The following is a 23,082-nucleotide window of genomic DNA, read 5'->3' on the forward strand; positions in this document are numbered from 1 at the left end:
CCCATTTTGCCGCTTTGAACAATTCTGGCGAAAAAATTTTCAACGGCGGGAAAGTTGCGCCCGCCCCAAAAGCCTGGCGCCAAAAGCAAAGGGGCGCCGAAGCGCCCCTCGCACGTCCTTCAAAGCCCTCTATCAGGGCTGCGCGGGCAGTTTCGAGCTGCCTTCGGCCACGAAGTTGGCCGCGCCCGCCGCGAAGCTTGCCAGACCCGCGATCCCGCCCGAGGCCGATTTGGTCGAAATCGTGCCGCTCGGAGCAGAGGCCGGAATCGCCGGCGCGGTGGGCGCAACGCTCGGCGCCGCGGTCACCGGGATCGGCAGCACCGGAATCGCGCTCGCGCGGCCATTCAACGCCATCGAGGCTTTCTTGATCAGGCTCGCACGGTCGCCTTGCTCGGGCAGGAAGACCGGGGTTTGGCCGACCGAAAGCGCGTTGGCGCCAAGCTCATACCATTCAAGCGCCAGATCGGGATGCGCAGCCATGCCCACGCCCGAAGTCAGGTGGTGGCCAAGCATTTCGGCATAGACCATCTGGCCCGCACCGGTCAGCACCAGCGCCGAAGCAATCGCCATCTCGGGTTCGTCCAAGCCATAGCCCATCGACAGGCAAACCTTCGATGTCGAGATCAGCTGATCTTCCGCCATGCCCGATTGCCCGATCCAGCTTTGGATCGACGAGACCACATCATCACGCGGCGTGGTGCCGAGCTTGGCGACCTGATCTTTCAGCGCCGCGCTGAAGCCACGGCATTGATCGGCGATCTGCTCGGGCGTGAAGCCTTGGATCTGGCCCGCCAGCACCTCGCCATCGGCCTTGGCCGCGGCAGAAACGGCGCAGAACTGCTCGCCCAGCGCAAGCGCCGGATCAGACATCGCGGCAACCGTCTGCGGGCGGCCATTGGCGCCCGATTTTGCCTTCACACCAGAGCAATAGCTGACCAGCGTCACCTTCGGCGGTGCCATGGCCGAGCCAAAGTTCGGCATCACCGGAGCGGGCGCAGGGGTGGTCGCTGCCGCGAAGCTCGGCATTGGCGGAGCCGCCGGCGCGGTCGGCTGCGCGGCCATCATGGTGTTGGGAAGCGCAGCCCCCGGGCTCGGCATCGGCAAGGCCGGGTTCGCCGCCATCGTGCCACCGCCCTTCACCTCACACAGACCATGACGGCAGGTGAAGGAGGCGGGCGTCGCCCCGGCAACTTGGAAGTCGTTGCGCTGATAGCCCTGCGGCGTCGAGGCAAAGACCCGCACCGTGCAGGCCGGACCGTTGCACCAGAAGCCCGAGCCGGTGACCGAAGTGTCGATCATATAATCGGTGCGCCCATCGGCGTTCATATCGGCCAGTTGCACGAAGCCCGCACGTTGCAGCAGTTGATCGGGTTCGACATTGGTGTTGCGCGCAATCTCAAACACTGCTTCCGAGACTTCCGGCGGAAGCCCCCCGATGGTGCCGCCCGAATAGCCCGCATAGCCGGTGTTGGCACCGCCGCCCATCATCTCGTCACGCTGGGCAAGCAGCATACCGCGCACACCTTGGGGGCTGCGCGCGATGATGTTTTGCACCTGCGGCCCGCCCAGTTGGGCGCGGTTATAGGCGGTCACAAGGATGTTGCGTTCCATCTCGGTCAATTGCCCGGTGGCCGGATAGCCCAGAAGCACCTGATATTGCGAAATCGCAGACCGCGATTTGCTGCCCAGCACACCATCGGCGGTGCCGACCGGATAGCCAAAATAGTTGAGCGAGTTTTGCACTTCGCGGTTTTGTTCGCGCTGCGCGGAAGACATGGTGGAGCGGCGTGTCGTGGTGCGGCGCGTCGTGTGCGAGCGGTTCGCTTCATTGACGATGGCCGCCCCGATCATCCCGCCGATCAGGCCACCGACCACATCGCCCCCGCCCGCGAGAACCGGTGCCCCGGTCAACCCAACACTCAAGGCCACGATGCTCGTGAGAAGATGACGCGATTTCATGCTTTCCTCCAATTCCGGGGCCTAGCCCCTGTGCGGCCCCATGGCACCGCAGCTGATAAAACCTTTGTGAGTGTTCGCCCGAATCGGGCTTGTGGCAAGATTTTTGTGTGCTTAACACCCAAAAGGACAGGAGGCGGCCATGCCCGAATGGATAAAATCCGATACGCCCGTGGGCTATGCTGAGGCTTTAGCCTTTATGGAGGCCCGCGTCGCCGCCATTGCGGCAGGTGAGGCAGATGAAGCGATCTGGCTTTTGGAACATCCGCCGCTTTACACAGCAGGCACCTCGGCCAAGCGCGAGGATTTGGTCGATCCGGATCGGTTCCCGGTCTATGAGGCCGGGCGCGGTGGGCAATATACCTATCACGGGCCGGGACAGCGCATCATCTATGTGATGCTTGACCTCAACAAACGCGGCCGCGATGTGCGCTGTTTCGTGCGTGCGCTCGAAGCTTGGGTGATTGCGGCTCTGGCCGAGTTCAACGTGAGCGGCGAAATTCGCGATGGCCGCGTGGGTGTTTGGGTCAAGCGCCCTGAAAAGGGCCTGCAAGCCGATGGCAGCCCGCAAGAAGACAAGATTGCCGCGATTGGGGTGAAGCTGCGCCGCTGGGTCAGCTTTCATGGCATCTCGATCAATGTCGAGCCGGATCTGAGCCATTTTTCCGGCATCGTGCCCTGCGGCATCCGCGAACATGGCGTGACCTCGCTCGTGGATCTTGGGCTCCCTGTGACGATGGATGATCTGGATGTGGCGCTGCAGGCCACCTTTGAAACAGCCTTCAAAACCGAATGCGCCGCCGCGCCCCCATCTGCCTGAAAGCACAGTTAAACCACCCGGCACGACGGTTGCATGACAGCGCGACGACAGAGGCGTTGACCTTCGTGACGCAATTTGAACAGATAGGACGCGCCCCGACTCTGGGGCGAAAGGAAGTATGTGTCTCGGCACCCCTAAGGTAACGAAGTTTTGTGCATACACATGGAAATGTAATAATGTGAGATGCGCGACCTTATGCCCTGTGGTAAGGGGGAAACCGGGCACAAAGACTGCCTTACGATCCCGGGCGCTCCGGGCAAGCAAACAGACCAAGGAACCAGCGATGAAGATCAGCCTCTATGCCACCCTCGCCGCGCTCGCTCTGGCCACGCCCGCGCTCGCCGAGGGCGATGTTGCCGCCGGTGAAAAAGAATTCACCAAGTGCAAAACCTGCCACTCGATCACTGCGCCCGATGGCACTGATATCGTCAAAGGCGGCAAAATCGGCCCGAACCTTTATGGCGTGATCGGCCGTCAAGCCGGCACCTACCCGGATTTCAAATACAAAGACTCGATCGTTGCTCTGGGCGAAAGCGGCTTCGTCTGGACCGAAGAAGAAATCGCCACCTACATGACCGACCCGACCAAGTTCCTCAAAGAGAAACTGGACGACAAAAAAGCCAAGTCGGGCATGACCCACAAGCAGTCGAAGAAACAAGAAGACATCGTCGCCTATCTGGCGTCTGTCGTCGCCGAGTAATCGACGCTACAGAAATGACGGGGCCCGGTCGTGCATCGACCGGGCTTCTTTTATGGCTGCACGGCGGGCGCCAAATGGGGGCCAGATTGCTGCGCGCAACGCCTTCCCAAGAATACAAATGCCGATATCCGCATAAAACAGGCGGAACGCTTTCCCGGTTTCTTCTTTGTGCGCAGACGCATCTTCGCCGCTTGCAACGCCTAAGCCCTGCGCTGTTCGCCCCGGCTGCGGCCCTGCCCCGACAGCCTTCTTATTTCCCGGATCGGCTTGTTCCTGCCCGCAGCAACTGCGATTTAAAGGGGGACGAATACGGAGCCCCCTCATGCCGCCTCTTTTCACCCAAACCCATCTGCTTGGCCTTGCTGGCGGGCTGATGATCGGCTCTGCCGCAGCGCTTTTGCTTTTGGGCAACGGTCGCATCCTTGGTGCCTCGGGCATTTTGGGGCGGTTTGCCACGCGCACCACCACTGGCGCCGACTGGCGCGATCACGCCGCCTTTGTTGCCGCGCTGGTGCTGGTGCCGGGGCTCGCCGCGCTGATCTGGGGCGTGCCACAGTTTGAGACGCTCGCGCCCTTGCCGCTCTTGGTCGTGGCGGGGCTTGCCGTTGGCCTTGGCACGCGGATGGCGAATGGCTGCACCTCGGGCCACGGCGTTGTTGGTATGACGCGGTTCTCGCGCCGCTCCATCGTGGCAACGCTTGTCTCGCTCGCGGTGGGCTTTGTCACCTTCCACCTCGCCCATCATGTTTTCGGAGTGCTGTGATGACCCGCTTGATTTGGACGGCCTCTGGCGCGCTGTTTGGGCTGGGCCTTTGGCTTTCGGGAATGACCGAACCGGCCCGCGTGCAAGGCTGGTTTGATGTTGCGGGCGCTTGGGACCCGACGCTCGCTTTCGTTCTCACCGGCGCTCTGATCCCGATGCTGGTTGCATGGCGCATCGCCGCGCGGCGCAAACGCAGCTTCACCGGCGCGCCCCTACCTGCTGCTCCCGAAACACAGATTGATACGAAACTGGTTGGCGGCTCGGCGCTTTTTGGCTTTGGTTGGGCGCTTGCGGGCCTTTGCCCCGGCCCCGCGCTCGCCGCGCTCGGATGGTCTGGTGTGTCGGGCTTTGCCTTTAGTGCCGCGATGGTCGCGGGCATGGCACTTTGGAACCTGATCGGCGCGCGCCGCCCGCGCGCCGTGGCCGCCTAATCAGCTCAGGCGCTCTTTCACCTTCGGCCCCACGGAACCGAAATCCATCTGACCGGTATGGGCCGCTTTCAGTTCGCCCATCACCCGCCCCATGTCGCGAATCGAGGTGGCGCCCAGCTTCTCGATCGCCGCAGCAATCGCCGCTTCAACCTCTTCTGGGGTGAGTTGGCGCGGAAGGAATTCCTCGATCACAGCAATCTCGGCGAGTTCCTTCTCGGCCAATTCCAGACGCCCGCCCTCTTCATAGGCGCGTGCTGATTCTTGGCGTTGCTTCACCATCTTGCTCAGAATCGCCATGATCTCGGCATCGCCGACCGTCGCGCCCTCGCCCTCAGAGCGCAGCGCAATTTCGCGGTCTTTGATGGCTGCGTTGATCAAACGCAAGGTCGACAGCCGCGCCGCCTCCTTGGCCTTCATCGCCTCTTTGAGCGCCGATGCCAGCTTCTCGCGCATACTTGTGATCCACCCTTGATTGATCCAGCCGACACTCTAGCTTGAAGCTTTGCGCGGCACAACTGCGGCAAATTATTGATTTCATTGAATTTCATCATTTTCCCAAAAGCCTTGACGCCCTCACCGACTGCCCGTAGGTTCGGCCGGATTTTTGCCCGGGAGTCGCGCCATGCCCACTAGCCACCAGCCGTCGGAAAAACCCACCGCGCTGATCGCAACCGCTGATGGGCAGTTGTTTTACGGTCAGGGCTTCGGCGCGACCGGCGAAACGGTGGCCGAATTGGTCTTCAACACCGCGATGACGGGCTACCAAGAGATCATGACCGACCCGAGCTATGCGGGCCAAGTCGTGACTTTCACCTTCCCCCATGTCGGCAATGTCGGCGTCACCCCGGAAGATGATGAAACCAACGAGCCAGTGGCGGCAGGTCTGGTGGTCAAATGGGACCCGACTGAACCGTCGAACTGGCGCGCAGCCGAACATCTTGTTGGCTGGCTTGAAAAACGCGGCCGCATTGGTGTGGGCGCGGTAGATACCCGTCGCCTGACCCGCGCGATCCGCCAGCAAGGCGCGCCGCATGTGGCGATTGCCCATAACCCTGATGGCGTCTTTGACATTGAAGCGTTGGTGAAAAAGGCCCGCGACTGGAAAGGCCTTGTGGGCCTCGACCTCGCGAAGGAAGTCACCTGCGCGCAAAGCTACAGCTGGAACGAAATGCGTTGGGCTTGGCCGGAGGGCTACAAGACCCGCAGCGAACCCGGTTTCAAAGTCGTGGCGATTGACTACGGCGCAAAGCGCAACATCCTGCGCTGCCTTGCCTCAGCCGGTTGCGATGTGACGGTCCTGCCCGCCACCGCCACCGCCGAAGAGGTGCTGGCCCATAACCCCGAGGGCGTGTTCCTTTCGAACGGTCCGGGCGACCCGGCGGCGACGGGCGAATATGCCGTGCCGATGATCAAGGGCGTGCTGGAAACCGAGCTTCCGGTCTTTGGGATTTGCCTTGGCCACCAAATGCTGGCGCTCGCGCTTGGTGCAAAGACCATCAAAATGAACCACGGCCACCACGGCGCGAACCACCCGGTGAAAGACATCACCACCGGCAAAGTGGAAATCACCTCGATGAACCACGGTTTCGCGGTCGATGCGCAAACCCTGCCCAAAGGCGTGGCGGAAACGCATGTGAGCCTGTTCGATGGCTCGAACTGCGGCATCGCGCTGGAAGATCGTCCGGTCTTTTCGGTGCAATACCACCCCGAGGCGAGCCCTGGCCCGCAAGACAGCTACTACCTGTTCGAGCGCTTTGCCGCTGCGATGGCCGCACGCCGCAGCGCCTAAACTACGCCCCAGCACAAACCCGAAAGACCGGCCCTGCGCCGGTCTTTTGCATTTTAGGTCCGTCGTTCGCCGCAATCGCACATCCCGCCACACCCCAAAGAATAGCGCGCTACCCTTTCGAATTAACGAAGCCTTAACCAAAGGCTTGGTATCCCTAAGGAATGGTTAACCGCGTAGCAGCGAAAGGGACAAGATGGCCGAGCGGGCGATCATACCTGTCGATTTTGGCTCAACGGCGCGTCGGGCAGCTGTGCGTGAAAAACTCGAAACTGCGCGCAGCGCCGCAGATACGCCCGATCAGCTTTCGAGCTTACCCGCAAAGGGCGACACACAAAAGCCCCCGCCGCCCCGCCCCACGGCAGACCGCGCTCCACTTGGGCAGATCTTGCTGGAAATGGGCGCCGTCGCACCGGGGGATCTGCTCAAGGCCATCGCGATGCGTGCACGGCAAGATGTCCGGTTGGGGGATATTTTGCTGAGCCACGGCTGGGTAGAGGAAGCCGCGCTCATGGCGGCGCTCTCACGACAATGGCGCACCTCCGTCATAGACCTATTCGCGCAACCGCCCGACCCGCGCCTGATCGACATCGTCGGCCCGGAACTGTGCCTCCGCGAGCGGATGGTGCCGTGGTGCGAGATCGGCGGCGTGACGCTGATTGCAACTGCGCGGCCCGAAGATTTCACCGCCCTGCGCGCGCGATTGCCCCACCGGCTTGGCCCATTTCGAATGGTGCTCGCGCCCGAGGCCGATGTGCACAAAGCGCTTTTGGCAAGGCGGCAAACCGCCCTGATCCGACGCGCGGAAACCAAGGTGGAACCGACGCAAAGCTGCCGCGCCCATAACGAAGCACGCGCCGCAAGGCTGGCCCTTGGGGCGCTTGTCGCACTCGCACTAGGGCTGATGGTGATGCCCATCGGCGTCTTCGGGCTTTTGTTCCTTTGGGCGATCATGACGCTCTTTGCGACTACCGGCCTAAAACTCGCGGCGTTTCTAGCGCATTGGCTTGCTACCCGCAGGTCATCAGCCCCGCAAATAACACGCCCGCCGCATCGGCTGCCGATGATCTCGATCATGGTGCCGCTATTTCAGGAACGCGATATCGCGCCCCGGCTGATTGCAAGACTTGCGCGGCTGCACTATCCGCGCGAATTGCTTGATATCGTGCTGGTGGTCGAGGAAAGCGACAAGACCACCGCCGAGGCGCTACGCGATGTGCGACTGCCACGTTGGATACGGATTGTGACTGTGCCCAACGGGCCGATCCGCACCAAGCCACGCGCGCTCAACTACGCGCAGAACTTTTGCCGCGGCAGCGTGGTCGGCGTTTATGACGCTGAGGATATGCCCGAGCCCAATCAACTGCATATCGTGGCGCGCCACTTTGCGGAGACCGGTCCAGACGTGGCCTGCCTGCAAGGCCAGTTGGACTATTACAACCCGCAAACGAACTGGCTCGCGCGCTGTTTCACCATTGAATATGCGGCATGGTTTCGGGTGTTTCTGCCGGGGTTGGCGCGGCTTGGCCTTGTTGTCCCCTTGGGCGGCACCACGCTTTTCTTTCGCCGTGAGGCGTTGGAAAAGCTGGGAGGATGGGATGCGCATAACGTCACCGAAGACGCCGATCTAGGCATCAGGCTCGCGCGCCACGGCTACCGCACGGAGTTGATCCCCACCGTCACCCATGAAGAAGCGAATTGCCGCCCCCTGCCTTGGGTCAAGCAACGCTCCCGCTGGCTTAAGGGCTATGCGATGACTTGGGCCGTGCATATGCGCAATCCGCGCCAGCTTTGGTGCGACCTAGGGACAAAGCGCTTCATCGGCCTGCAAATCCTTATTCTTGGATCACTCTCGCAATATCTGTTGGCGCCGCTGTTGTGGAGTTGCTGGGCAATTCTGTTTGGCATTTGGCACCCGGTCGCGGCGCTCCTCTCACCGGAGCTTGAGACGCTCTTGCTCTTCGCCTTCGTCATGACGGAGTTGATCAATATCGGGGTGGGCGCTTGGGCGGTGCGTGGGGGGACGCACCGCCCATTGGTAAAATGGGTTCCCACGCTCCAGTTTTATTTCGCACTTGGTGCCATCGCGGCATGGAAAGCGCTTTATGAGGTGATCACCCGGCCCTTTTACTGGGACAAGACGGCCCATGGCCTGTTTGACGGGCTGCGCCACATGTCAGCTCCGGGACTTCGCTCGACCCTTGTGGCAGAAGTCGCCACACTCAACACGCCAACCGAACCGGTGCGCGTCGCGCGTGCCCCGCTCATTGACTAAGGCTTAAGGGACTACGGCTTAGGGGTGCTCGCCGCGGCTTTCTGCATCCAGCTTGAGCCGCGTTTCAAACGCTTGCGAGATATGCGCTCGCAACGCCATGGCGGCGGCATCTTCATCGCCTGCGCCAATCGCATCGACAATCGCTTGATGCTCATCAAGCGCACGCGTCCCGCGCCCCTCGGCGGCCAGCGAGGTGGTGGCCAAAAGCGCCATGGAACGATGCACAAGGTCCAATTGCTGCACCAGATAGCGGTTGTGCGAGGCAAGATGCAGTTGCCGGTGGAAGCGTTTGTTCGCCCGCGCCAGCGCCACCGGGTCATTGAGCTGCCCACGATCCATATCGATCATTTCTTGCAGCACGCGAATTTCTTCCGGCGCAGCGTGTTTGGCCGCCAAGCGCGCGGCCAAGGCCTCAAGCTCAGCGCGCACCACGTAAAGCTCAGCCAACTGATTATGATCAAGCGAGGCCACAATCAACGAGCGGCCATCGCGCGCCAGCATCGCCTGCGTTTCCAGCCGTTGCATTGCCTCACGCACCGGGGTACGGGACACGCCAAAGCGCTCGGCCAGTTCAGATTCAACAAGCCGGTCGCCGGGCCGATAGAGCCCCGCGTCGATCGCTTCGAGAATGAGCGTGTAAGCATCCTTCTGCATTGGATCTTTGGCCTTTCGCTGCTGGCCCCATTGTATGCCGCAGTATGCGGAAAGTCGAGGCGCCGACAACTTAGGCGTTGCGCCGCCCCGTGACAACCCGCCACAGTCGCAAATTCTGCCCATTGCGTCGCATCGCTTGCGCAATTAGCTTCGCGCCATGCTTGCAGATGCTTTTTCCCATGTCGCGCACTGGGTGTTCGACCTCGACAACACGCTCTACCCGCCCTCGGCGCGGCTGTTTGACCAAATCGAACGGCGGATGACCGATTTTGTGGCCCGCACGCTTGAGGTGCCGCATGAAGAGGCGAACCACCTGCGCGACCATTACTGGCAACTTTACGGCACCACGCTCGCCGGTTTGATGCATGAACATGGGCTGGAACCCGGCCCCTATCTTGATGAAGTGCATGACATTGACTTTGGCGTGCTAGAACCCGACCCGGATTTGCGCGCCGCCATCGCCGCGCTGCCCGGCCACAAGATCGTCTTCACCAATGGCTCAGCTCCCTATGCCGAGCAGGTGCTCAAAGCCCGCGGGCTGGCAGGCCTGTTTGATGGGATCTTTGGCGTTGAACATGCCGATTATCACCCCAAACCGCAGCCTGAGGCCTTCGCCGCTGTCTTTGCGAAGGCGGGTGTGGTTCCTGACCGTGCAGCGATGTTTGAAGATGATCCGCGCAACCTTGCTGTGCCGCACGGGCTCGGCATGCGTACGGTCCATGTTGCGCCGAGCCCGGCCCCCGCGCCGCATATCGAGCATCACACTGCCGATTTGCCAAAATTTTTGAAAGCCTTGCGCGCGCAGCGGCACCGCTAAGCAGCTTGCGCGTCGCTTTTCAGCCCGTTCAAGCGAACACAATGCCGTGCAGATTAAAATAATTCTAACCACGGCCTCCGCGGCAACTTGACGCGAATCTCCCTTTTCGCGTATGCAAACGCATACCGCCGTCAGGGAGACGGCGAAGGGAGACTTGCCATGACCATGACCACCGCCGACACCGGCATGATGTCGGCTGCCTCGCACGGCCACGACGAGAAAAAAGACTACACTTTCGCGATGTACATCATTGCAGCCGTCGTGATCGGGATCATCGCAACCCTCGTCGTCACGATGGGCCTTGGCGGTCTGATCCTGTTCGGCGTTGGCGCGACCTGGTTCATGCTCGCCCTTCTCGTGGTGATGACCGCGGGCGGCTGAGCGCCTTTTGACAGTTTCGCAAACGGCCCGGGCTTGCCCGGGCCTTTTCATTTTCTGCGACCATTTGCGACATGGCCCGAATCCAAATCAAGATTCAATTATTCATATATTGATCATGCATAAATACCCGCATTGCGGGGGAAAGGATCACTATGAGCACGGCACAAGCGACTTCGGGCAAAGGCGGCGCCTTTGTGATGTATTTGGTGGCGCTGATCATCATCGGCGGCGCGGTGGCGGGCTTCATGATGGGCGGGGTCTTCTTGATGACCGTCTGGTTCGTGATCCTGACCTTCTTGATGCTGGCTCTGATGGTGTTGATGTCCATTTCCTGACGCGACACGCGCTTCTTTCATGCGGACAGATTGAATTCAGGTCCACCTCGGGCCATCTTATGGCGGGACATCAAGGGAGACCGCCATGACCGATGCCACTGCGCCGCGGCAACAGACTGATATTGTAATTTCCGGCGGCGGTGTCGCGGGCCTTGTGGCCGCCGCCGCCTTTGGGGCGGCTGGCTTCACGACGATCTGCGTTGATCCCGCACCCCCTGTCACCGAAGAAGGCGCGGCCGGGGCGGATATGCGCACCACCGCCTTTTTGCACCCCTCACGCGTGATTTTAGAACGCGCCGGGCTTTGGGCGCGGCTCGCCCCGCATGCGGCGCCCTTGCAAGTGATGCGGATCATTGATGCGGGCGGCGAAACGCCTGTCGCACGGCTCACCCGGGATTTTGACGCGGCGGATCTATCTGACGAGCCCTTTGGCTGGAACTTCCCGAACTGGCTGTTGCGGCGCGAAATGGTCGCCCGGCTCGCCGAATTGCCGCTTGTCGATTTCCGCCCCGGCGTGGCGACCACCGGGCTTGTCACCCGTGACAGCGGTGCGGAAGTCAGCTTTTCGGATGGCACGCGAGTCACGGCCAAGCTGGTGATTGGCGCGGATGGGCGCAATTCCTTCATCCGTGAAGCGGCAGGGATTTCCGTCAAAACAACGCGCTACGGGCAAAAGGCGCTGGTTTGCGCGGTCACCCATGAGCACCCGCATGAAAACGTTTCAACCGAGGTGCACCGCTCAGGCGGCCCGTTCACGCTGGTACCGCTGCCTGACCGCGATGGCGTGCCCTCTTCCGCCATTGTCTGGATGGAGCGCGGGCCCGAGGCGGAGCGACTGGCAGAACTGCCTGCCGCAGAATTTGAAGCGGCAATGACCGAACGCTCGACGGGCGTTTTGGGGCCGCTCACACTCGTCACGCGCCGCGCGCTTTGGCCGATGATCACGCAAATCGCCTGCCGCTTCTCGGCCCAGCGCGTGGCGCTGATTGCCGAAGCCGCACATGTGATCCCGCCCATTGGCGCGCAGGGGCTGAACATGAGCTTGGCTGATCTGCGGTGCCTGCTTGATCTCGCCGAAAAAGACCCCGGCCATCTGGGCGAAGAAGCGATGCTGAGCGCCTACCATCGTCGCCGCTGGCCCGAGGTCAAGGCGCGCGAGGTGGGGATTGACCTCTTGAACCGCGCCTCAATGCTCGAACCGCGCCCGCTGCGCGATTTGCGCGCCGGGGCCTTGGGCGCGCTTTACGCGCTCAAACCCGTGCGCAAGACGCTTATGAAAGCGGGGCTCGGCGTGCGCTGACAGGGTGACAGGGGGCAGCGCCCCCTTACACGCTCACCACTTCCCGCAGGGCCTCACGGCTTAGGCTTTCTTTCGTGCCTTCCATCGCCACCGCACCGCGTTTGAGCACGTAGAACCGATCCCCCAGATCATGGGCGAAATCGAAATATTGCTCCACCAGCACAATCGCCATGCCTTTGGTATCGCGCAAATATTTGATCACACGGCCAATTTGCTGGATGATATTGGGCTGAATACCCTCGGTCGGCTCATCAAGAAGCAGCAGTTTCGGCTTCATCAGCATCGCGCGCGCAATCGCCAATTGCTGTTGCTGCCCGCCTGACAAATCGCCCCCGCGCCGATTGAGGAACTCTTTGAGGATCGGGAACAGCTCATAAATCTCATCCGGGATAAACCGTTCCGAGCGCGGCAGCACCGCAAAGGCCGTTTCCATATTCTCGCGCACCGTCAACAGCGGGAAGATCATCCGGCCTTGCGGCACATAACCAAGGCCACGCCGCGCCATCGCTTGCGGTGGCACCTTGCCCACCGCCTGCCCATCGAGCGTGACCGACCCGCCCGAGCGTGGATGCGCCCCGGCAATCGCCTTGAGAAGCGAGGTTTTGCCCACGCCGTTGGTGCCCATAATGCAGGTCACCTCGCCCGCCCGGGCCTCCAGATCAATGCCATAAAGGATCTGCGAGCCGCCGTAATGAAGCGTAAGCCCTTCGGTTTTCAGCATCTTATCGCCCCAAATACACTTCGATCACTTGTTGGTTCGCGGTGACATGGTCAAGCGAGCCTTCGGCCAGCACAGACCCTTCGTGCAGCACCGTCACCTTGCAATTGAGCCGCCGGACAAAGTCCATATCATGCTCGACCACCACCACAGCATGGGTTTTGGCCAGATCGACCAGCAGGCTTGTGGTCTGCTCGCGCTCCGCCAAAGTCATGCCCGCGGCGGGTTCATCCACCAGCAAAAGGCGCGGTTCTTGCGCCAAGAGCATCCCGATTTCGAGCCATTGCTTTTGCCCATGCGAAAGCTCACCCGATTTGCGGGCCAGCGCCTCGCCCAAACCTACCTGCACGGCGAGTTCTTCGACCCGCGCATGATCGGCACCGGCGGGTTTCCAGAACAAAACCCGCCACGGGCTGCGATGCGCCTTCAGCGCCATCATCAGGTTTTCCGCCACGGTCTGATCTTCAAAGACCGTGGGGCGCTGGAATTTGCGGCCAATGCCTTCGCGGGCGATTTGCGCCTCGTCGAGTTTCAGAAGGTCGATCGAGCGTTCGCCCCACAGCACCCTGCCCTCGTCCGGTCGGGTTTTGCCGGTCACAATATCCATGAAGGTCGTCTTGCCGGCGCCATTCGGCCCGATCACCGCGCGCAACTCCGCCGCACCGATGGAAAAGCTGAGGTTGTTGATCGCGCGGAACCCGTCAAAGGTGACTGAGATGCCGGAAACTTCCAGAAGACCGCTCATTCCTGTGCCTCCCGTTCTTGCAGCGCGCCATCATCGGGCCCAAGCGGGGCGCCGCGCCGTTGCGGCGGGCGCAAACCGTCGAACAGATCAACCAGACCCGAAAGCCCCTTGGGCGCAAACAGCGTGACCAACACGAAGCTCAGCCCCAACAGCACCTGCCACCAATCAACCCATTTGACCGTGTAAAAGCCAAGGTTGAGGTCAGGCGCACGCCCTCCGGTGAACCATGTGGAAACGAGCGACACAAAGGCCGCGCCAAGCACCGCGCCCCAAAGCCGCCCCCGGCCCCCAATCGCGACCCAAACGGCGAGGTAAATGGAGGCGATGGGCGCAATTTCAGCCGGGTTGATGATGCCCGCTTGCGGGTAATAAAGCGCGCCCGCAATGGCGGCGATCAGCGCGGTGAGGGTGAAGACGAAAAGCTTATAGCCCTCGACCGGGTAGCCCAAAAAGCGCACGCGCGCCTCGTCATCGCGGATCGCGCGCATCACCGAACCGAATTTGCCAGACACGGTGAAAGCAGCTGCCAAATAGCCAAGCCCCAGCGCCAGAGCGGAGGCCCAGAGGAACCAGACCGACAGCCGGTCTTGCCCCGCCCAAGCCAGCCCGGGGATGTTTTGCAGCCCCGAAAGGCCGTTGTTCCCGCGCAGACCAGAGTCGTTTTGGAAGAGGTAAAGCGCAAGCGCGAGCGTCATCGCTTGGGTGAGGATGGAGAGGTAAACCCCCGTCACCCGCGAGCGAAACGCAAGCCAGCCAAAAACCAAGGCCAACAGCCCCGGCACAATCAGTACCAGTGTAAGTTGGAAGGGCAGCGATCCCGCAAAGGCCCAAATCGCGGGCAACTCAGACGTGCCCACGACGCCAAAGATCTGGCTGGCGATGGCATCAGAAAGTTCTTGCGGGGTGAGCGGCAGGCCAGCGCTGGATTGCAGCACAATATCGCGCGTGCGGGCATACATGAGCCACATCCCAACCATGTAGCCGCCAAGCCCGAAAAAGACGAAATGGCCAAGCGACAGGATCCCCATATAACCCCAGACAAGGTCCATCGCGATGGCGATCAGGCACAGGCAAAGCGTTTTACCCAGCGTCTTCACCATCGAGGTGGAGATCAACTCTGCCCCATAGGCGTTCGACAGGAAGGTGATCACCAGCGTGAAGATCGCCAAGGCCGAGAGAAAAATCAGAACCGAAGGGTTCTTGGAAAGAAAACCTTGGGTCATGCGCGGGCCTCCACCGACCGGGAGGCCAGCCCCCCGGTTCCCCCGAGATATGTGCAGCAAGATGAAAGGGCGGGTGTGCGTTGCATGATCAATCCCCCGCCGCGCGGCCTTTGAGCGCGATAATCCCGCGCGGCCGGAACTGGATGAAGATGATGATGAACAAGATCATATAAGTCTGCGCGGCAAGCGTGTTGGAAGGGTTGAGCGCCTCGATCCCCTTTTGCAGCCCGCCCACCAGCGAGGCCCCGGCGAGCGTGCCCCAGATGTTGCCAACACCGCCCACAACTACCGTCATGAAGCTTTGCACGATGTAATCGGCCCCAAGTTCTGAGGTGACCTTGGCAAAAAGCCCAATCGCGACGCCCGCAATACCGGCAATGCCCGAGCCCAAGCCAAAGGTAAGCATGTTGATCTTGTCGGGGTTGATCCCCATTGAGGCCGCCATTGAGGGGTTTTGCGTCACCGCGCGCACCTCGAGCCCAAGCCTTGTGCGGCTCATCACGAACAAGAAGAGGCCCAGGAAGATCAGCGCCAGCACAAAGATCGCAATGCGGATATAGCTGATCCCCACGATGTCATTGAGCACCCAAGCCCCATCGAGCCATTCGGGGGCGGTCAGTGGGCGCGCCTGCGTGCCGAAGATGTTTTTGAAAAGCTGCTGCAGCGCGATCGAGATCCCGAAGGTGGCAAGCAGCGTTTCCAGCGGGCGGCGGACCAGATGGCGGATCACCAGCCGCTCCATCGCCACACCTGCCGCAAAGGTCACCGCAAAGGCCAAGGGCAACGCAACCAATATCGAGAGCGTGTAATCCGAGATATAAAGCTGCACCACATAGCCGGTGTAAGCGCCCATGGTGATGAATTCACCATGCGCCATGTTGATGACCCGCATCACCCCAAAGGTGACAGCCAAGCCAATCGCCGCAAGGAAGTAGATCGAGGCAAGCGAGAGCGCGTCGAGCGCGAGGTCCGCGCCCTGCATCGCCTCCACCTTGAAGGACACCGATTTCAGCGCCGCCGCGGCCGCGGTGGTCACCGCAGCATCGGGTTCGGCATAAATCTCGGCGTAGCGGTGCGCGGCAACGGTTTCAGCAACCTCTGCATCCGTCGCGGCAGCAGGCACCAGACCTGCGGCTTCCAGCGCATCATAAGCTTCATCGCGGCGCGCGGGGGTGTCTAGCTCGGCGAGCGGAATGCCCGCAACGGCACCATTTTCGATATGCGCTTCCAAAGCGGCGCGCAAATCGGCGCGGGTCAGGCGTGCGGGGGCGCGGTTTTCGGCCACCAAGAGATCATAGGCTTCTTCGGCGGTGAAACCGGGCTTTCCGGGGCGAAGCTCTTGCGCCACGTTACCCTCCGGCGCGCCCTCAAAAGCGCGCCGAGTGGTTGCGAGAAGCGGGTTCAGGCTTGCACGGAAATCAAGCCCCAGATCAGCCCCAAAGCTTTCAATCGCGGCAACACGGTCCGCCGAGCTTTCGCCATAGCGAATGGTCAACAGCCCCAGAAGGCGTTCCTTCTCGGCCTTAATCTCTGCATCCGGTTCAGTCGGGATAGAGGCCGCCAGCGGCGCAAGATGCTCGGCGCCGCCATCGCGCGAAAGCGCCACCAGCGCGGCACGGCGTTTGGCAATATTTGCATCCGAAAGTTGGAATTCGATCAGCGCAGCGGCAATAAGGCCGCGCACCCCGGCATTCGGTTTGATCTCAGAAATCTCTTTGCGCGGCGCTTCCCCCATGAGCGCGCCCGTCACCGGGTCGCTAAGCAGGTAGACACTGCCCTTACGCTCCACAAGGAAAATGCCGTTGTCGGTTTTTCGCTCCCCCAACCGCTTGTCGGCCCAGGCCTCAAGGAATTCGGGCGCACCGGGCCCCGCCGCGCCAATGGCCGCGATGATCGGACCAATGGTTTTGCGCGAGGGTTTGGCGATGGATTTCGCGTTTTCGGCAATCACCGCAGCAAGCCCAGTAAGGGGCGCTTCAGCCGTGACGGGCGACTGGGGCGGGGCCTCTTGCGCATGCACGGGCATCGCAAGGGCAAAGCTGGCGGCCAGCGCCAGAAGCAAGCGTCGCATGGGAGATCCGGGGTTGGGGAAGGGGGCCGAAAAGCCCCCTTCGATGAGCGTTTGAAATCAGATCAGTAGTTGGATTTGATCTGCACGCAGGTCTCGGTCTCGGTATTGTACATCCCGCAGCCAAGCGTTTGCCAATCCGATTTCAACACCGCCGATTCCGGCAGGAAATCGGTCCAAGCATCGCCCGGCACCGGGTCGGTTTCGCTGATGATGTCGAACTGACCATCTTCCAAGATCTCGCCGATCAGCACCGGCTTGGTCAGGTGGTGGTTCGGCAGCATGGTCGCGGTCGAGCCGGTGAGGTTCGGGAACTCTTGCCCGATCATCGCAGCGGCCACGGCGTCGGTCTCGGTCGAACCGGCTTGCTCCACCGCATTCACCCACATGTTGAAGCCGATATAGGTGGCTTCCATCGGGTCGTTCGTCACGCGGTCCTCGCCCATTTTCGCCTTCCACGCGGCGACGAATTCGGTGTTCGCTTCGCTTTCGGCGCTTTCAAAGTAGTTCCACGCAGCCAGCTGACCGACGAGGTTTTTCAGATCGCCCTCGCCAAGGCCGGAAAGCTCTTCTTCGCCAACCGAGAAGGCCACAACCGGGATATCTTCGGCGGTGATGCCCGAAGCCGCGAGTTCTTTATAGAAGCCGATGTTGGCATCGCCGTTGATCGTCGAGATCACGCCGACCTTTTTGCCATCCGCACCAAGCGCTTTCACGTCGGCGACGATCTTCGACCAGTCGCTGTGGCCAAAGGGGGTATAGTTGACGAAGATGTCCTCCGCCGCGATGCCTTTTTGCTGCAGATAGGCTTCGAGGATGTTGTTCGTGGTGCGCGGGTAGACATAGTCGGTGCCGAGCAGCGCGAATTTCTCAACGCCAAGCTCGTCAAGGAAGTAGTCCACCGCCGGGATCGCTTGCTGGTTCGGCGCGGCGCCGGTGTAGAACACGTTTTTGGAGCTTTCTTCGCCCTCATATTGCACCGGGTAGAACAGCAAGCCGTTCAGTTCTTCGAGCACCGGCAGAACCGATTTCCGGCTGACCGAGGTCCAGCAGCCAAAGATCACGTCCACATCATCAACGGTGATCAGCTCACGCGCTTTTTCCGCAAAGAGCGGCCAGTCGGAGGCCGGGTCCACGACAACCGCTTCGAGTTGCTTGCCCATCAAGCCTCCCTTGGCGTTTTGCTCGTCGATCAGCATCAGGACCGTGTCCTTCAGCGTGGTTTCCGAAATCGCCATCGTGCCCGAGAGCGAGTGCAGAACGCCCACTTTGATCGTGTCGCCTTCGGCCGCGGCCATGCCAGCGGTGAGCGCAAGGCCGAGCGCGGCCCCCGAAAGCAGTTTGCCAATCCCTGTCATACGGTCCTCCGTGGGCGCCAAAAGGCAGCGACGCCCCGTTCATTGTTCGTGTTGATTTTCGTGTCGGGTCACACCCGCGTGACAGAGAAGACCGAAGGCGCTGCGGCGCGGCAAGTTGGCGATCAAGCAGGGAAGAGGCCAAGACCAGAATTTGCGCGTAATTTAAGCAAATGCCCGAGCCTTGCGCAAAGCTCGGGCGAGAAATTAACAGATTTGGCACAGCCCTTGCGTCGCTACGCAGGAATCGGCGCAAGCTCCAATCCGCCCTCCTGCACCAGAAATGCGACAATTTGGTCGATTCCGGAGCCGTTTTTAAGCTGCGCCATCACATAGGGGCGCGCGCCACGGGCGCGTTTGGTGTCTTCCTCCAAAAGCACCGGGTCCACGCCGACATAGGGCGCGAGGTCGGTTTTATTGACCACCAGCATATCGGAGCGCGCGAGCCCCGGCCCGCGCTTGCGCGGAATGTCCTGCCCGGCGGCAGTGTCGATCACATAAATCGTCAGATCGGCGAGTTCTGGGCTGAAGGTAGCGGCAAGGTTATCCCCCCCGGATTCCACCAAGACCAGATCGAGGTCGGGAATCTCTTTTGTGAGCTCCGCAATCGCTGCGAGGTTGATTGAGGCATCTTCGCGAATGGCGGTATGCGGACAGCCCCCCGTTTCCACGCCCCTGATCCGCGCGGCGGGCAGCACTTGGGCGCGCATCAGCGCTTCGGCATCTTCGCGGGTGTAGATGTCATTCGTCACCACTGCCATCGAACACCGCTCCGCCAAGGCGCGACACAACTGTTCAGTCAGCGTGGTTTTGCCAGAGCCGACGGGACCACCGATCCCAACGCGCAAAGGTCCATTGCTCATGTCTTGAAGATCCTTACATCCAGCGTTTCATGCGCGGCTGATTGAAGTTCAGCCCGAAAGGCGGTTTGGGCCAGATCCGCGGCCGTTGCCGTGGCCGCCCGTTGTGCGATTTGGGCAATTGGGCCATGTAGTGCCGCCAAAACCCGTTGCCCCGCCGCTTGCCCCAACGGGACAAAGCGCACCCCGGCAGAGACAAGGTTCGAGGCGAAGGAATGTTGGAAAAGCGTGATCACCTGCTCTGTCGGAAGGGCCAAGTCGCGCGCAGCTTCCGCAACCGCCAAGGGCAAAGGCATCGCATTTGTGCTGCCCCCGGTCATTTCGGCCCGCGCCTTGGCAAAGGCCGCGCCTTGTTCTTCGGTTTCTTTCAGCCGCTCGGCGGTGCCAGCCAATGCGCGCGCCAAATCGGCCAGCGCGCCTAAATCTTCGCCGCGCAGCCCGCAGGCCAAAAGCACCGCATCATTCCAACCCGCGCCATGCTCCAAAATGTCCGTCAGCCACTCCAACAAGCTAGCCTCTGACGTGACCTCCCCTTCACTGACCGCCTGCTCCAGTCCGTGGCTATAGGCAAAGGCCCCGGTTGGGAACGCGGGCGAAAGCCATTGCACAAGGCTTAAAAGCGCCAGATCAGGAGTGGACATGGAACCCGCCGTGGCCATGCGCGTGGCTGTGGCCGTGATCATGCCCCCCATGGTCGTGGCCCATCGTGCGGCCCGTGCCATAGGCGCCACTTTCCGGGCGAAACGGCTCCATGCGTTTTTCGACCTTGGCGCCGAGGCCTTTCAGCATCGCCTCCAGCACATGATCATCGCGAATGACCAGCCGCCCCGCTTCAATCTGGCAGGGCGTATGGCGGTTGCCGATATGCCACGCGAGCCGCGTCAGATCGCCGGTGATCACCAAGACTGGCTCCAGCCCACAACGCACCTCGATGCGCCGACCATCCTCAAGCGCGAAAGCTTCGCCGCCAGTCAGGTTCACCACCTCGGGCAAATCGACCAGAAAATCGGCGCCAGAGGCCGCGACCAGCCGTTTGCGGCGCAAAAAACGCCCCTCGTAATCCAGCGCCACATAGTCCGCCGCGTCAGACCAGCTTCCCGCAGCCAAAACCTTCGTGGCGCGTTGCGTGATCGTCATGGTTTTTCTCCGCCTTTAGAGCTTTCTTAAACATGAATCGGCAAGCTGAGAGGCGTTCACCCAGCCCGGGAGCCCGCCATGACCGCCACTGCCGCCCCCTCACCCGCCGAGGAACTCGCCCAAATCCGCGCCGAAATCGCGCGACTGCGGCTGCGCGAGGCAGAGTTGAGCGAAATCGTGCTGCGCGACACCGCCTTGCCGAAGATCGCCACCATGCACAAGGCCACACTTACAACCCGGCGCGAGCGTGTGTTTGATCCCCGGCTTCTGCCTTCTGAGATCCGCCTCGACCCGGCTTACAGCCGCGAAAAGGTTCGCCGCGTCTTGCGCGAAGGCCCCGCCACGGTCACTGTCCCCCTTGAGGCCGCCGAGGTGCCCGCGCGCGCCACACCGCGCACGCGGTTCCTCGCTAGCCTTTAACCCCCTTAGAACAGGAAGTAGCGCTGCGCGAGCGGCAGGCTTTCTGCCGGTTCGCAGGTCAGCAACTCGCCATCGGCGCGCACCTCATAGGTTTCGGGGTGCACCTCAATGTGCGGCGTCGCGGTATTGAGCTTCATATCCGACTTGCCGATCTTGCGGGTATTCGCCACCGCCAACACCTGCTTTTCAAGCCCAAGGTTGCCCGCAACGCCCTCAGCCTCTGCCGCAGCAGACACAAAAGTCGCGCAGCTCGCAAAACGTGCTTTGCCAAAGGCCCCAAACATCGGCCGCGTGTAGAACGGCTGCGCCGGGATCGAGCCATTCGGGTCGCCCATTTGCGCCGCCACGATCGCGCCGCCCATCAGCACCATTTCAGGCTTCGCGCCAAAAAAGGCCGGATGCCAGAGCACCAGATCGGCGCGTTTGCCCACCTCGACCGAGCCGATGTGATCGGCCATGCCATGGGTGATGGCCGGGTTGATCGTGTATTTCGCCACATAGCGGCGCGCGCGCATATTGTCGTTTTCACCGACCTCTTCAGCCAAGCGCCCGCGCTGTTTTTTCATTTTATCCGCGGTTTGCCAGCAACGAATGATCACCTCGCCCACACGGCCCATGGCTTGGCTGTCAGACGAAATGATCGCCATCGCGCCCATGTCGTGCAGAATATCTTCTGCCGCGATGGTTTCTTTGCGAATGCGGCTTTCAGCAAAGGCCACGTCTTCGGGCACCTTATTATCAAGGTGGTGGCAAACCATGAGCATATCGAGATGCTCTTCAACCGTGTTTTTGGTGTAAGGCCGGGTCGGGTTCGTCGAAGACGGGATCACGTTTTGCGCCGAGACGACCTTCAAAATATCGGGCGCGTGGCCGCCCCCTGCCCCTTCGGTATGGAAGGCGTGGATCGTGCGGCCCTTGAAAGCGGCGAGCGTGTTTTCCACAAAGCCCGACTCATTCAGCGTGTCGGTGTGGATCATCACCTGCACATCCATATCGTCGGCAACGCTCAGGCAATTGCCGATCGCCGCAGGGGTGGTGCCCCAATCTTCGTGCAATTTCAGTGCCGAAGCGCCTGCCTTCACCTGCTCCACAAGCCCTTCGGGCAGCGACGCATTGCCCTTGCCCGCGAGCGCAAGGTTCATCGGGAAGGCTTCAAAACTTTGCAGCATCCGCGAAATATGCCACGGCCCGGGCGTGCAGGTGGTGGCAAGCGTGCCATGCGCGGGACCCGTGCCGCCGCCCAGCATCGTGGTGATGCCAGAGGCGAGCGCATCTTCGATCTGTTGCGGGCAGATGAAGTGGATATGTGCATCCATCCCGCCTGCGGTCAGGATTTTCCCTTCCCCGGCAATGATTTCCGTGCCCGGCCCGATGATCAGCGTCACCCCCGGCTGGGTATCGGGGTTGCCCGCTTTGCCGATGCCCGCGATTTTGCCATCGCGCAGGCCCACATCGGCTTTGTAAATGCCGGTGTAATCCAAGATCAGCGCATTGGTGATGACGGTATCCATCGCCCCGCCCGAACGCGGCGTTTGGCTTTGGCCCATGCCATCACGGATCACTTTGCCGCCGCCGAATTTGACCTCCTCTCCATAGGTGGTGAGGTCTTTTTCCACCTCAATGATCAGATCGGTATCGGCGAGCCGCACCTTATCGCCCGTGGTGGGGCCAAACATATCGGCATAGGTTGCGCGCGAAATCAGGCTCGGCATCAGAGATCCCCCATCACTTTGGCGTTGAAGCCGAACACCCGGCGGTTGCCCGCAAGCGGCACAAGGCGCACTTCGCGCGATTGGCCGGGTTCAAACCGCACGGCGGTTCCGGCTGCAATATCAAGGCGGTAGCCGCGCGCGGCCTCACGATCAAAGCTCAGGCCGGGGTTGGTTTCGGCAAAATGGTAATGCGAGCCCACCTGCACCGGGCGGTCGCCCGTATTGGCCACCATCAGCGTGATCGTCTCGGCGCCTTTGTTCAGTTCAATATCCCCATCGGCGGGGAAGATTTCTCCGGGAATCATCGGCTTACCTCAGCGGATCGGGTGGTGAACGGTGACAAGCTTGGTGCCATCGGGGAAGGTGGCTTCGACTTGGATCGAATGGATCATTTCCGGGATGCCATCCATGCATTGATCGCGGGTGATGACCCCAGCGCCCGCCTCCATCAGATCCGCAACCGAGCGCCCCTCGCGCGCGCCCTCGACCACGAAATCCGAAATGATCGCAATGGCTTCGGGGTGGTTGAGCTTCACCCCACGCTCCAGCCGATTGCGCGCCACCATAGCGGCAAGGCTGACCAGCAGCTTTTCCTTTTCGCGCGGTGTCAGGTTCATCGCTTTTCC

At 61.3% G+C, this 23,082-nt stretch carries 25 protein-coding genes; 11 read left to right on the forward strand and 14 right to left on the reverse strand.

Annotated features, from left to right (window positions below):
• Positions 1-132 precede the first annotated feature (132 nt).
• Positions 133-1,959 (reverse strand): peptidoglycan-binding domain-containing protein, encoded by a 1,827-nt coding sequence (locus CRO18_RS00670; RefSeq protein WP_097080708.1) that lies wholly within the window; start codon positions 1,957-1,959, stop codon positions 133-135.
• Positions 1,960-2,098: 139 nt separating this feature from the next.
• Here CRO18_RS00670 and lipB point away from each other — a divergent pair, with 139 nt between their 5' ends.
• The 4 genes from lipB to CRO18_RS00690 all read left to right on the forward strand — a co-directional run bounded on the left by lipB (position 2,099) and on the right by CRO18_RS00690 (position 4,670).
• Entirely contained in the window at positions 2,099-2,776 is a 678-nt protein-coding gene (gene lipB / locus CRO18_RS00675) for a lipoyl(octanoyl) transferase LipB (RefSeq protein WP_097080709.1), read from the forward strand.
• 283 nt (positions 2,777-3,059) lie between these two features.
• Positions 3,060-3,476: a cytochrome c family protein gene (locus tag CRO18_RS00680; RefSeq protein WP_076484186.1), complete on the forward strand. Its 417-nt coding sequence runs from the start codon at positions 3,060-3,062 to the stop codon at positions 3,474-3,476.
• A 322-nt stretch (positions 3,477-3,798) separates the two neighbouring features.
• Positions 3,799-4,239, forward strand: a complete 441-nt coding sequence (locus tag CRO18_RS00685) for a YeeE/YedE family protein (protein WP_076484188.1) — start codon at positions 3,799-3,801, stop codon at positions 4,237-4,239.
• Positions 4,239-4,670 carry a DUF6691 family protein gene (locus CRO18_RS00690; RefSeq protein WP_097080710.1) on the forward strand — a complete coding sequence of 144 codons (432 nt, stop codon included), beginning with the start codon at positions 4,239-4,241 and terminating at the stop codon, positions 4,668-4,670. Before CRO18_RS00685 ends, CRO18_RS00690 begins: the two co-directional genes overlap by 1 nt.
• On the opposite strand, the gene CRO18_RS00695 is transcribed toward CRO18_RS00690, so the two are convergent.
• Positions 4,671-5,123: a GatB/YqeY domain-containing protein gene (locus tag CRO18_RS00695; RefSeq protein ID WP_076484190.1), complete on the reverse strand. Its 453-nt coding sequence runs from the start codon at positions 5,121-5,123 to the stop codon at positions 4,671-4,673. It abuts the gene before it with no gap.
• A gap of 169 nt (positions 5,124-5,292) precedes the next feature.
• Between CRO18_RS00695 and carA the strand changes: the two genes are divergently transcribed.
• Both carA and CRO18_RS00705 read left to right on the forward strand, forming a co-directional pair.
• Positions 5,293-6,459: a glutamine-hydrolyzing carbamoyl-phosphate synthase small subunit gene (carA, locus tag CRO18_RS00700; protein ID WP_097080711.1), complete on the forward strand. Its 1,167-nt coding sequence runs from the start codon at positions 5,293-5,295 to the stop codon at positions 6,457-6,459.
• 193 nt (positions 6,460-6,652) lie between these two features.
• Positions 6,653-8,731, forward strand: coding sequence for a glycosyltransferase family 2 protein (locus CRO18_RS00705; protein WP_170952513.1), 2,079 nt, complete (start codon positions 6,653-6,655; stop codon positions 8,729-8,731).
• An 18-nt stretch (positions 8,732-8,749) separates the two neighbouring features.
• Here the strand turns inward: CRO18_RS00705 and CRO18_RS00710 are convergent, their stop codons facing one another.
• The gene (locus CRO18_RS00710; RefSeq protein ID WP_076484192.1) at positions 8,750-9,385 is read right to left on the reverse strand and encodes a GntR family transcriptional regulator; all 636 of its coding nucleotides are present in this window, start codon (positions 9,383-9,385) and stop codon (positions 8,750-8,752) included.
• A 157-nt stretch (positions 9,386-9,542) separates the two neighbouring features.
• Here CRO18_RS00710 and CRO18_RS00715 point away from each other — a divergent pair, with 157 nt between their 5' ends.
• The 4 genes from CRO18_RS00715 (at position 9,543) to CRO18_RS00730 (ending at position 12,218) form a co-directional block, all read left to right on the forward strand.
• Positions 9,543-10,202 carry a pyrimidine 5'-nucleotidase gene (locus CRO18_RS00715; RefSeq protein ID WP_097080712.1) on the forward strand — a complete coding sequence of 220 codons (660 nt, stop codon included), beginning with the start codon at positions 9,543-9,545 and terminating at the stop codon, positions 10,200-10,202.
• Between the two features lie 159 nt (positions 10,203-10,361).
• Entirely contained in the window at positions 10,362-10,583 is a 222-nt protein-coding gene (locus CRO18_RS00720; RefSeq protein WP_076484194.1) for a hypothetical protein, read from the forward strand.
• A 152-nt stretch (positions 10,584-10,735) separates the two neighbouring features.
• The gene (locus tag CRO18_RS00725) at positions 10,736-10,918 is read left to right on the forward strand and encodes a hypothetical protein (protein ID WP_076484195.1); all 183 of its coding nucleotides are present in this window, start codon (positions 10,736-10,738) and stop codon (positions 10,916-10,918) included.
• Positions 10,919-11,003: 85 nt separating this feature from the next.
• On the forward strand, positions 11,004-12,218 hold the full coding sequence (locus tag CRO18_RS00730; RefSeq protein ID WP_097080713.1) for a UbiH/UbiF family hydroxylase: 1,215 nt from the start codon (positions 11,004-11,006) through the stop codon (positions 12,216-12,218).
• Positions 12,219-12,243: 25 nt separating this feature from the next.
• Here CRO18_RS00730 and urtE read toward each other — a convergent pair whose 3' ends face one another.
• From urtE to CRO18_RS00770, 8 genes are all read right to left on the reverse strand, one after another.
• A complete protein-coding gene (gene urtE / locus CRO18_RS00735; protein ID WP_097080714.1) occupies positions 12,244-12,939 on the reverse strand; it encodes an urea ABC transporter ATP-binding subunit UrtE in 696 nt (231 codons plus the stop codon).
• Between the two features lies 1 nt (position 12,940).
• Complete coding sequence (gene urtD / locus CRO18_RS00740) at positions 12,941-13,681, reverse strand: urea ABC transporter ATP-binding protein UrtD (protein ID WP_097080715.1); 741 nt, start codon at positions 13,679-13,681, stop codon at positions 12,941-12,943.
• Positions 13,678-14,904: an urea ABC transporter permease subunit UrtC gene (urtC, locus tag CRO18_RS00745; RefSeq protein WP_097080716.1), complete on the reverse strand. Its 1,227-nt coding sequence runs from the start codon at positions 14,902-14,904 to the stop codon at positions 13,678-13,680. The genes urtD and urtC overlap by 4 nt, the downstream gene beginning before the upstream one ends.
• An 88-nt stretch (positions 14,905-14,992) precedes the next feature.
• Positions 14,993-16,975: an urea ABC transporter permease subunit UrtB gene (gene urtB, locus CRO18_RS00750; RefSeq protein ID WP_097080717.1), complete on the reverse strand. Its 1,983-nt coding sequence runs from the start codon at positions 16,973-16,975 to the stop codon at positions 14,993-14,995.
• Positions 16,976-17,037: 62 nt separating this feature from the next.
• A complete protein-coding gene (gene urtA / locus CRO18_RS00755) occupies positions 17,038-18,330 on the reverse strand; it encodes an urea ABC transporter substrate-binding protein (protein ID WP_076484201.1) in 1,293 nt (430 codons plus the stop codon).
• Positions 18,331-18,563: 233 nt separating this feature from the next.
• Positions 18,564-19,190: an urease accessory protein UreG gene (gene ureG / locus CRO18_RS00760; RefSeq protein ID WP_097080718.1), complete on the reverse strand. Its 627-nt coding sequence runs from the start codon at positions 19,188-19,190 to the stop codon at positions 18,564-18,566.
• Complete coding sequence (locus CRO18_RS00765) at positions 19,187-19,828, reverse strand: urease accessory protein UreF (protein ID WP_097081087.1); 642 nt, start codon at positions 19,826-19,828, stop codon at positions 19,187-19,189. Before CRO18_RS00765 ends, ureG begins: the two co-directional genes overlap by 4 nt.
• Positions 19,815-20,324 (reverse strand): urease accessory protein UreE, encoded by a 510-nt coding sequence (locus tag CRO18_RS00770; protein WP_097080719.1) that lies wholly within the window; start codon positions 20,322-20,324, stop codon positions 19,815-19,817. Before CRO18_RS00770 ends, CRO18_RS00765 begins: the two co-directional genes overlap by 14 nt.
• A 78-nt stretch (positions 20,325-20,402) precedes the next feature.
• Here CRO18_RS00770 and CRO18_RS00775 point away from each other — a divergent pair, with 78 nt between their 5' ends.
• Complete coding sequence (locus CRO18_RS00775) at positions 20,403-20,744, forward strand: hypothetical protein (RefSeq protein ID WP_097080720.1); 342 nt, start codon at positions 20,403-20,405, stop codon at positions 20,742-20,744.
• A gap of 5 nt (positions 20,745-20,749) precedes the next feature.
• On the opposite strand, the gene ureC is transcribed toward CRO18_RS00775, so the two are convergent.
• The 3 genes from ureC to CRO18_RS00790 are packed head-to-tail and all read right to left on the reverse strand — an operon-like array spanning position 20,750 to position 23,073.
• Positions 20,750-22,456, reverse strand: coding sequence for an urease subunit alpha (ureC, locus tag CRO18_RS00780; protein ID WP_097080721.1), 1,707 nt, complete (start codon positions 22,454-22,456; stop codon positions 20,750-20,752).
• Entirely contained in the window at positions 22,456-22,761 is a 306-nt protein-coding gene (locus CRO18_RS00785; protein WP_097080722.1) for an urease subunit beta, read from the reverse strand. The genes ureC and CRO18_RS00785 overlap by 1 nt, the downstream gene beginning before the upstream one ends.
• Before the next feature lie 9 nt (positions 22,762-22,770).
• Positions 22,771-23,073 (reverse strand): urease subunit gamma, encoded by a 303-nt coding sequence (locus CRO18_RS00790; RefSeq protein ID WP_097080723.1) that lies wholly within the window; start codon positions 23,071-23,073, stop codon positions 22,771-22,773.
• Positions 23,074-23,082 lie beyond the last annotated feature (9 nt).

It is taken from the genome of Rhodobacter sp. JA431 (genome assembly GCF_900217725.1).
GTDB classification, from domain to species: domain Bacteria; phylum Pseudomonadota; class Alphaproteobacteria; order Rhodobacterales; family Rhodobacteraceae; genus Rhodobacter; species Rhodobacter aestuarii.

Bases quoted from the DNA above. Each gene is read 5' to 3' on its own strand.
- CRO18_RS00670 (WP_097080708.1), bottom strand. From the start codon at position 1,959: ATGAAATCGCGTCATCTTCTCACGAGCATCGTGGCCTTGAGTGTTGGG.
- lipB (WP_097080709.1), top strand. From the start codon at position 2,099: ATGCCCGAATGGATAAAATCCGATACGCCCGTGGGCTATGCTGAGGCT.
- CRO18_RS00680 (WP_076484186.1), top strand. From the start codon at position 3,060: ATGAAGATCAGCCTCTATGCCACCCTCGCCGCGCTCGCTCTGGCCACG.
- CRO18_RS00685 (WP_076484188.1), top strand. From the start codon at position 3,799: ATGCCGCCTCTTTTCACCCAAACCCATCTGCTTGGCCTTGCTGGCGGG.
- CRO18_RS00690 (WP_097080710.1), top strand. From the start codon at position 4,239: ATGACCCGCTTGATTTGGACGGCCTCTGGCGCGCTGTTTGGGCTGGGC.
- CRO18_RS00695 (WP_076484190.1), bottom strand. From the start codon at position 5,123: ATGCGCGAGAAGCTGGCATCGGCGCTCAAAGAGGCGATGAAGGCCAAG.
- carA (WP_097080711.1), top strand. From the start codon at position 5,293: ATGCCCACTAGCCACCAGCCGTCGGAAAAACCCACCGCGCTGATCGCA.
- CRO18_RS00705 (WP_170952513.1), top strand. From the start codon at position 6,653: ATGGCCGAGCGGGCGATCATACCTGTCGATTTTGGCTCAACGGCGCGT.
- CRO18_RS00710 (WP_076484192.1), bottom strand. From the start codon at position 9,385: ATGCAGAAGGATGCTTACACGCTCATTCTCGAAGCGATCGACGCGGGG.
- CRO18_RS00715 (WP_097080712.1), top strand. From the start codon at position 9,543: ATGCTTGCAGATGCTTTTTCCCATGTCGCGCACTGGGTGTTCGACCTC.
- CRO18_RS00720 (WP_076484194.1), top strand. From the start codon at position 10,362: ATGACCATGACCACCGCCGACACCGGCATGATGTCGGCTGCCTCGCAC.
- CRO18_RS00725 (WP_076484195.1), top strand. From the start codon at position 10,736: ATGAGCACGGCACAAGCGACTTCGGGCAAAGGCGGCGCCTTTGTGATG.
- CRO18_RS00730 (WP_097080713.1), top strand. From the start codon at position 11,004: ATGACCGATGCCACTGCGCCGCGGCAACAGACTGATATTGTAATTTCC.
- urtE (WP_097080714.1), bottom strand. From the start codon at position 12,939: ATGCTGAAAACCGAAGGGCTTACGCTTCATTACGGCGGCTCGCAGATC.
- urtD (WP_097080715.1), bottom strand. From the start codon at position 13,681: ATGAGCGGTCTTCTGGAAGTTTCCGGCATCTCAGTCACCTTTGACGGG.
- urtC (WP_097080716.1), bottom strand. From the start codon at position 14,904: ATGACCCAAGGTTTTCTTTCCAAGAACCCTTCGGTTCTGATTTTTCTC.
- urtB (WP_097080717.1), bottom strand. From the start codon at position 16,975: ATGCGACGCTTGCTTCTGGCGCTGGCCGCCAGCTTTGCCCTTGCGATG.
- urtA (WP_076484201.1), bottom strand. From the start codon at position 18,330: ATGACAGGGATTGGCAAACTGCTTTCGGGGGCCGCGCTCGGCCTTGCG.
- ureG (WP_097080718.1), bottom strand. From the start codon at position 19,190: ATGAGCAATGGACCTTTGCGCGTTGGGATCGGTGGTCCCGTCGGCTCT.
- CRO18_RS00765 (WP_097081087.1), bottom strand. From the start codon at position 19,828: ATGTCCACTCCTGATCTGGCGCTTTTAAGCCTTGTGCAATGGCTTTCG.
- CRO18_RS00770 (WP_097080719.1), bottom strand. From the start codon at position 20,324: ATGACGATCACGCAACGCGCCACGAAGGTTTTGGCTGCGGGAAGCTGG.
- CRO18_RS00775 (WP_097080720.1), top strand. From the start codon at position 20,403: ATGACCGCCACTGCCGCCCCCTCACCCGCCGAGGAACTCGCCCAAATC.
- ureC (WP_097080721.1), bottom strand. From the start codon at position 22,456: ATGCCGAGCCTGATTTCGCGCGCAACCTATGCCGATATGTTTGGCCCC.
- CRO18_RS00785 (WP_097080722.1), bottom strand. From the start codon at position 22,761: ATGATTCCCGGAGAAATCTTCCCCGCCGATGGGGATATTGAACTGAAC.
- CRO18_RS00790 (WP_097080723.1), bottom strand. From the start codon at position 23,073: ATGAACCTGACACCGCGCGAAAAGGAAAAGCTGCTGGTCAGCCTTGCC.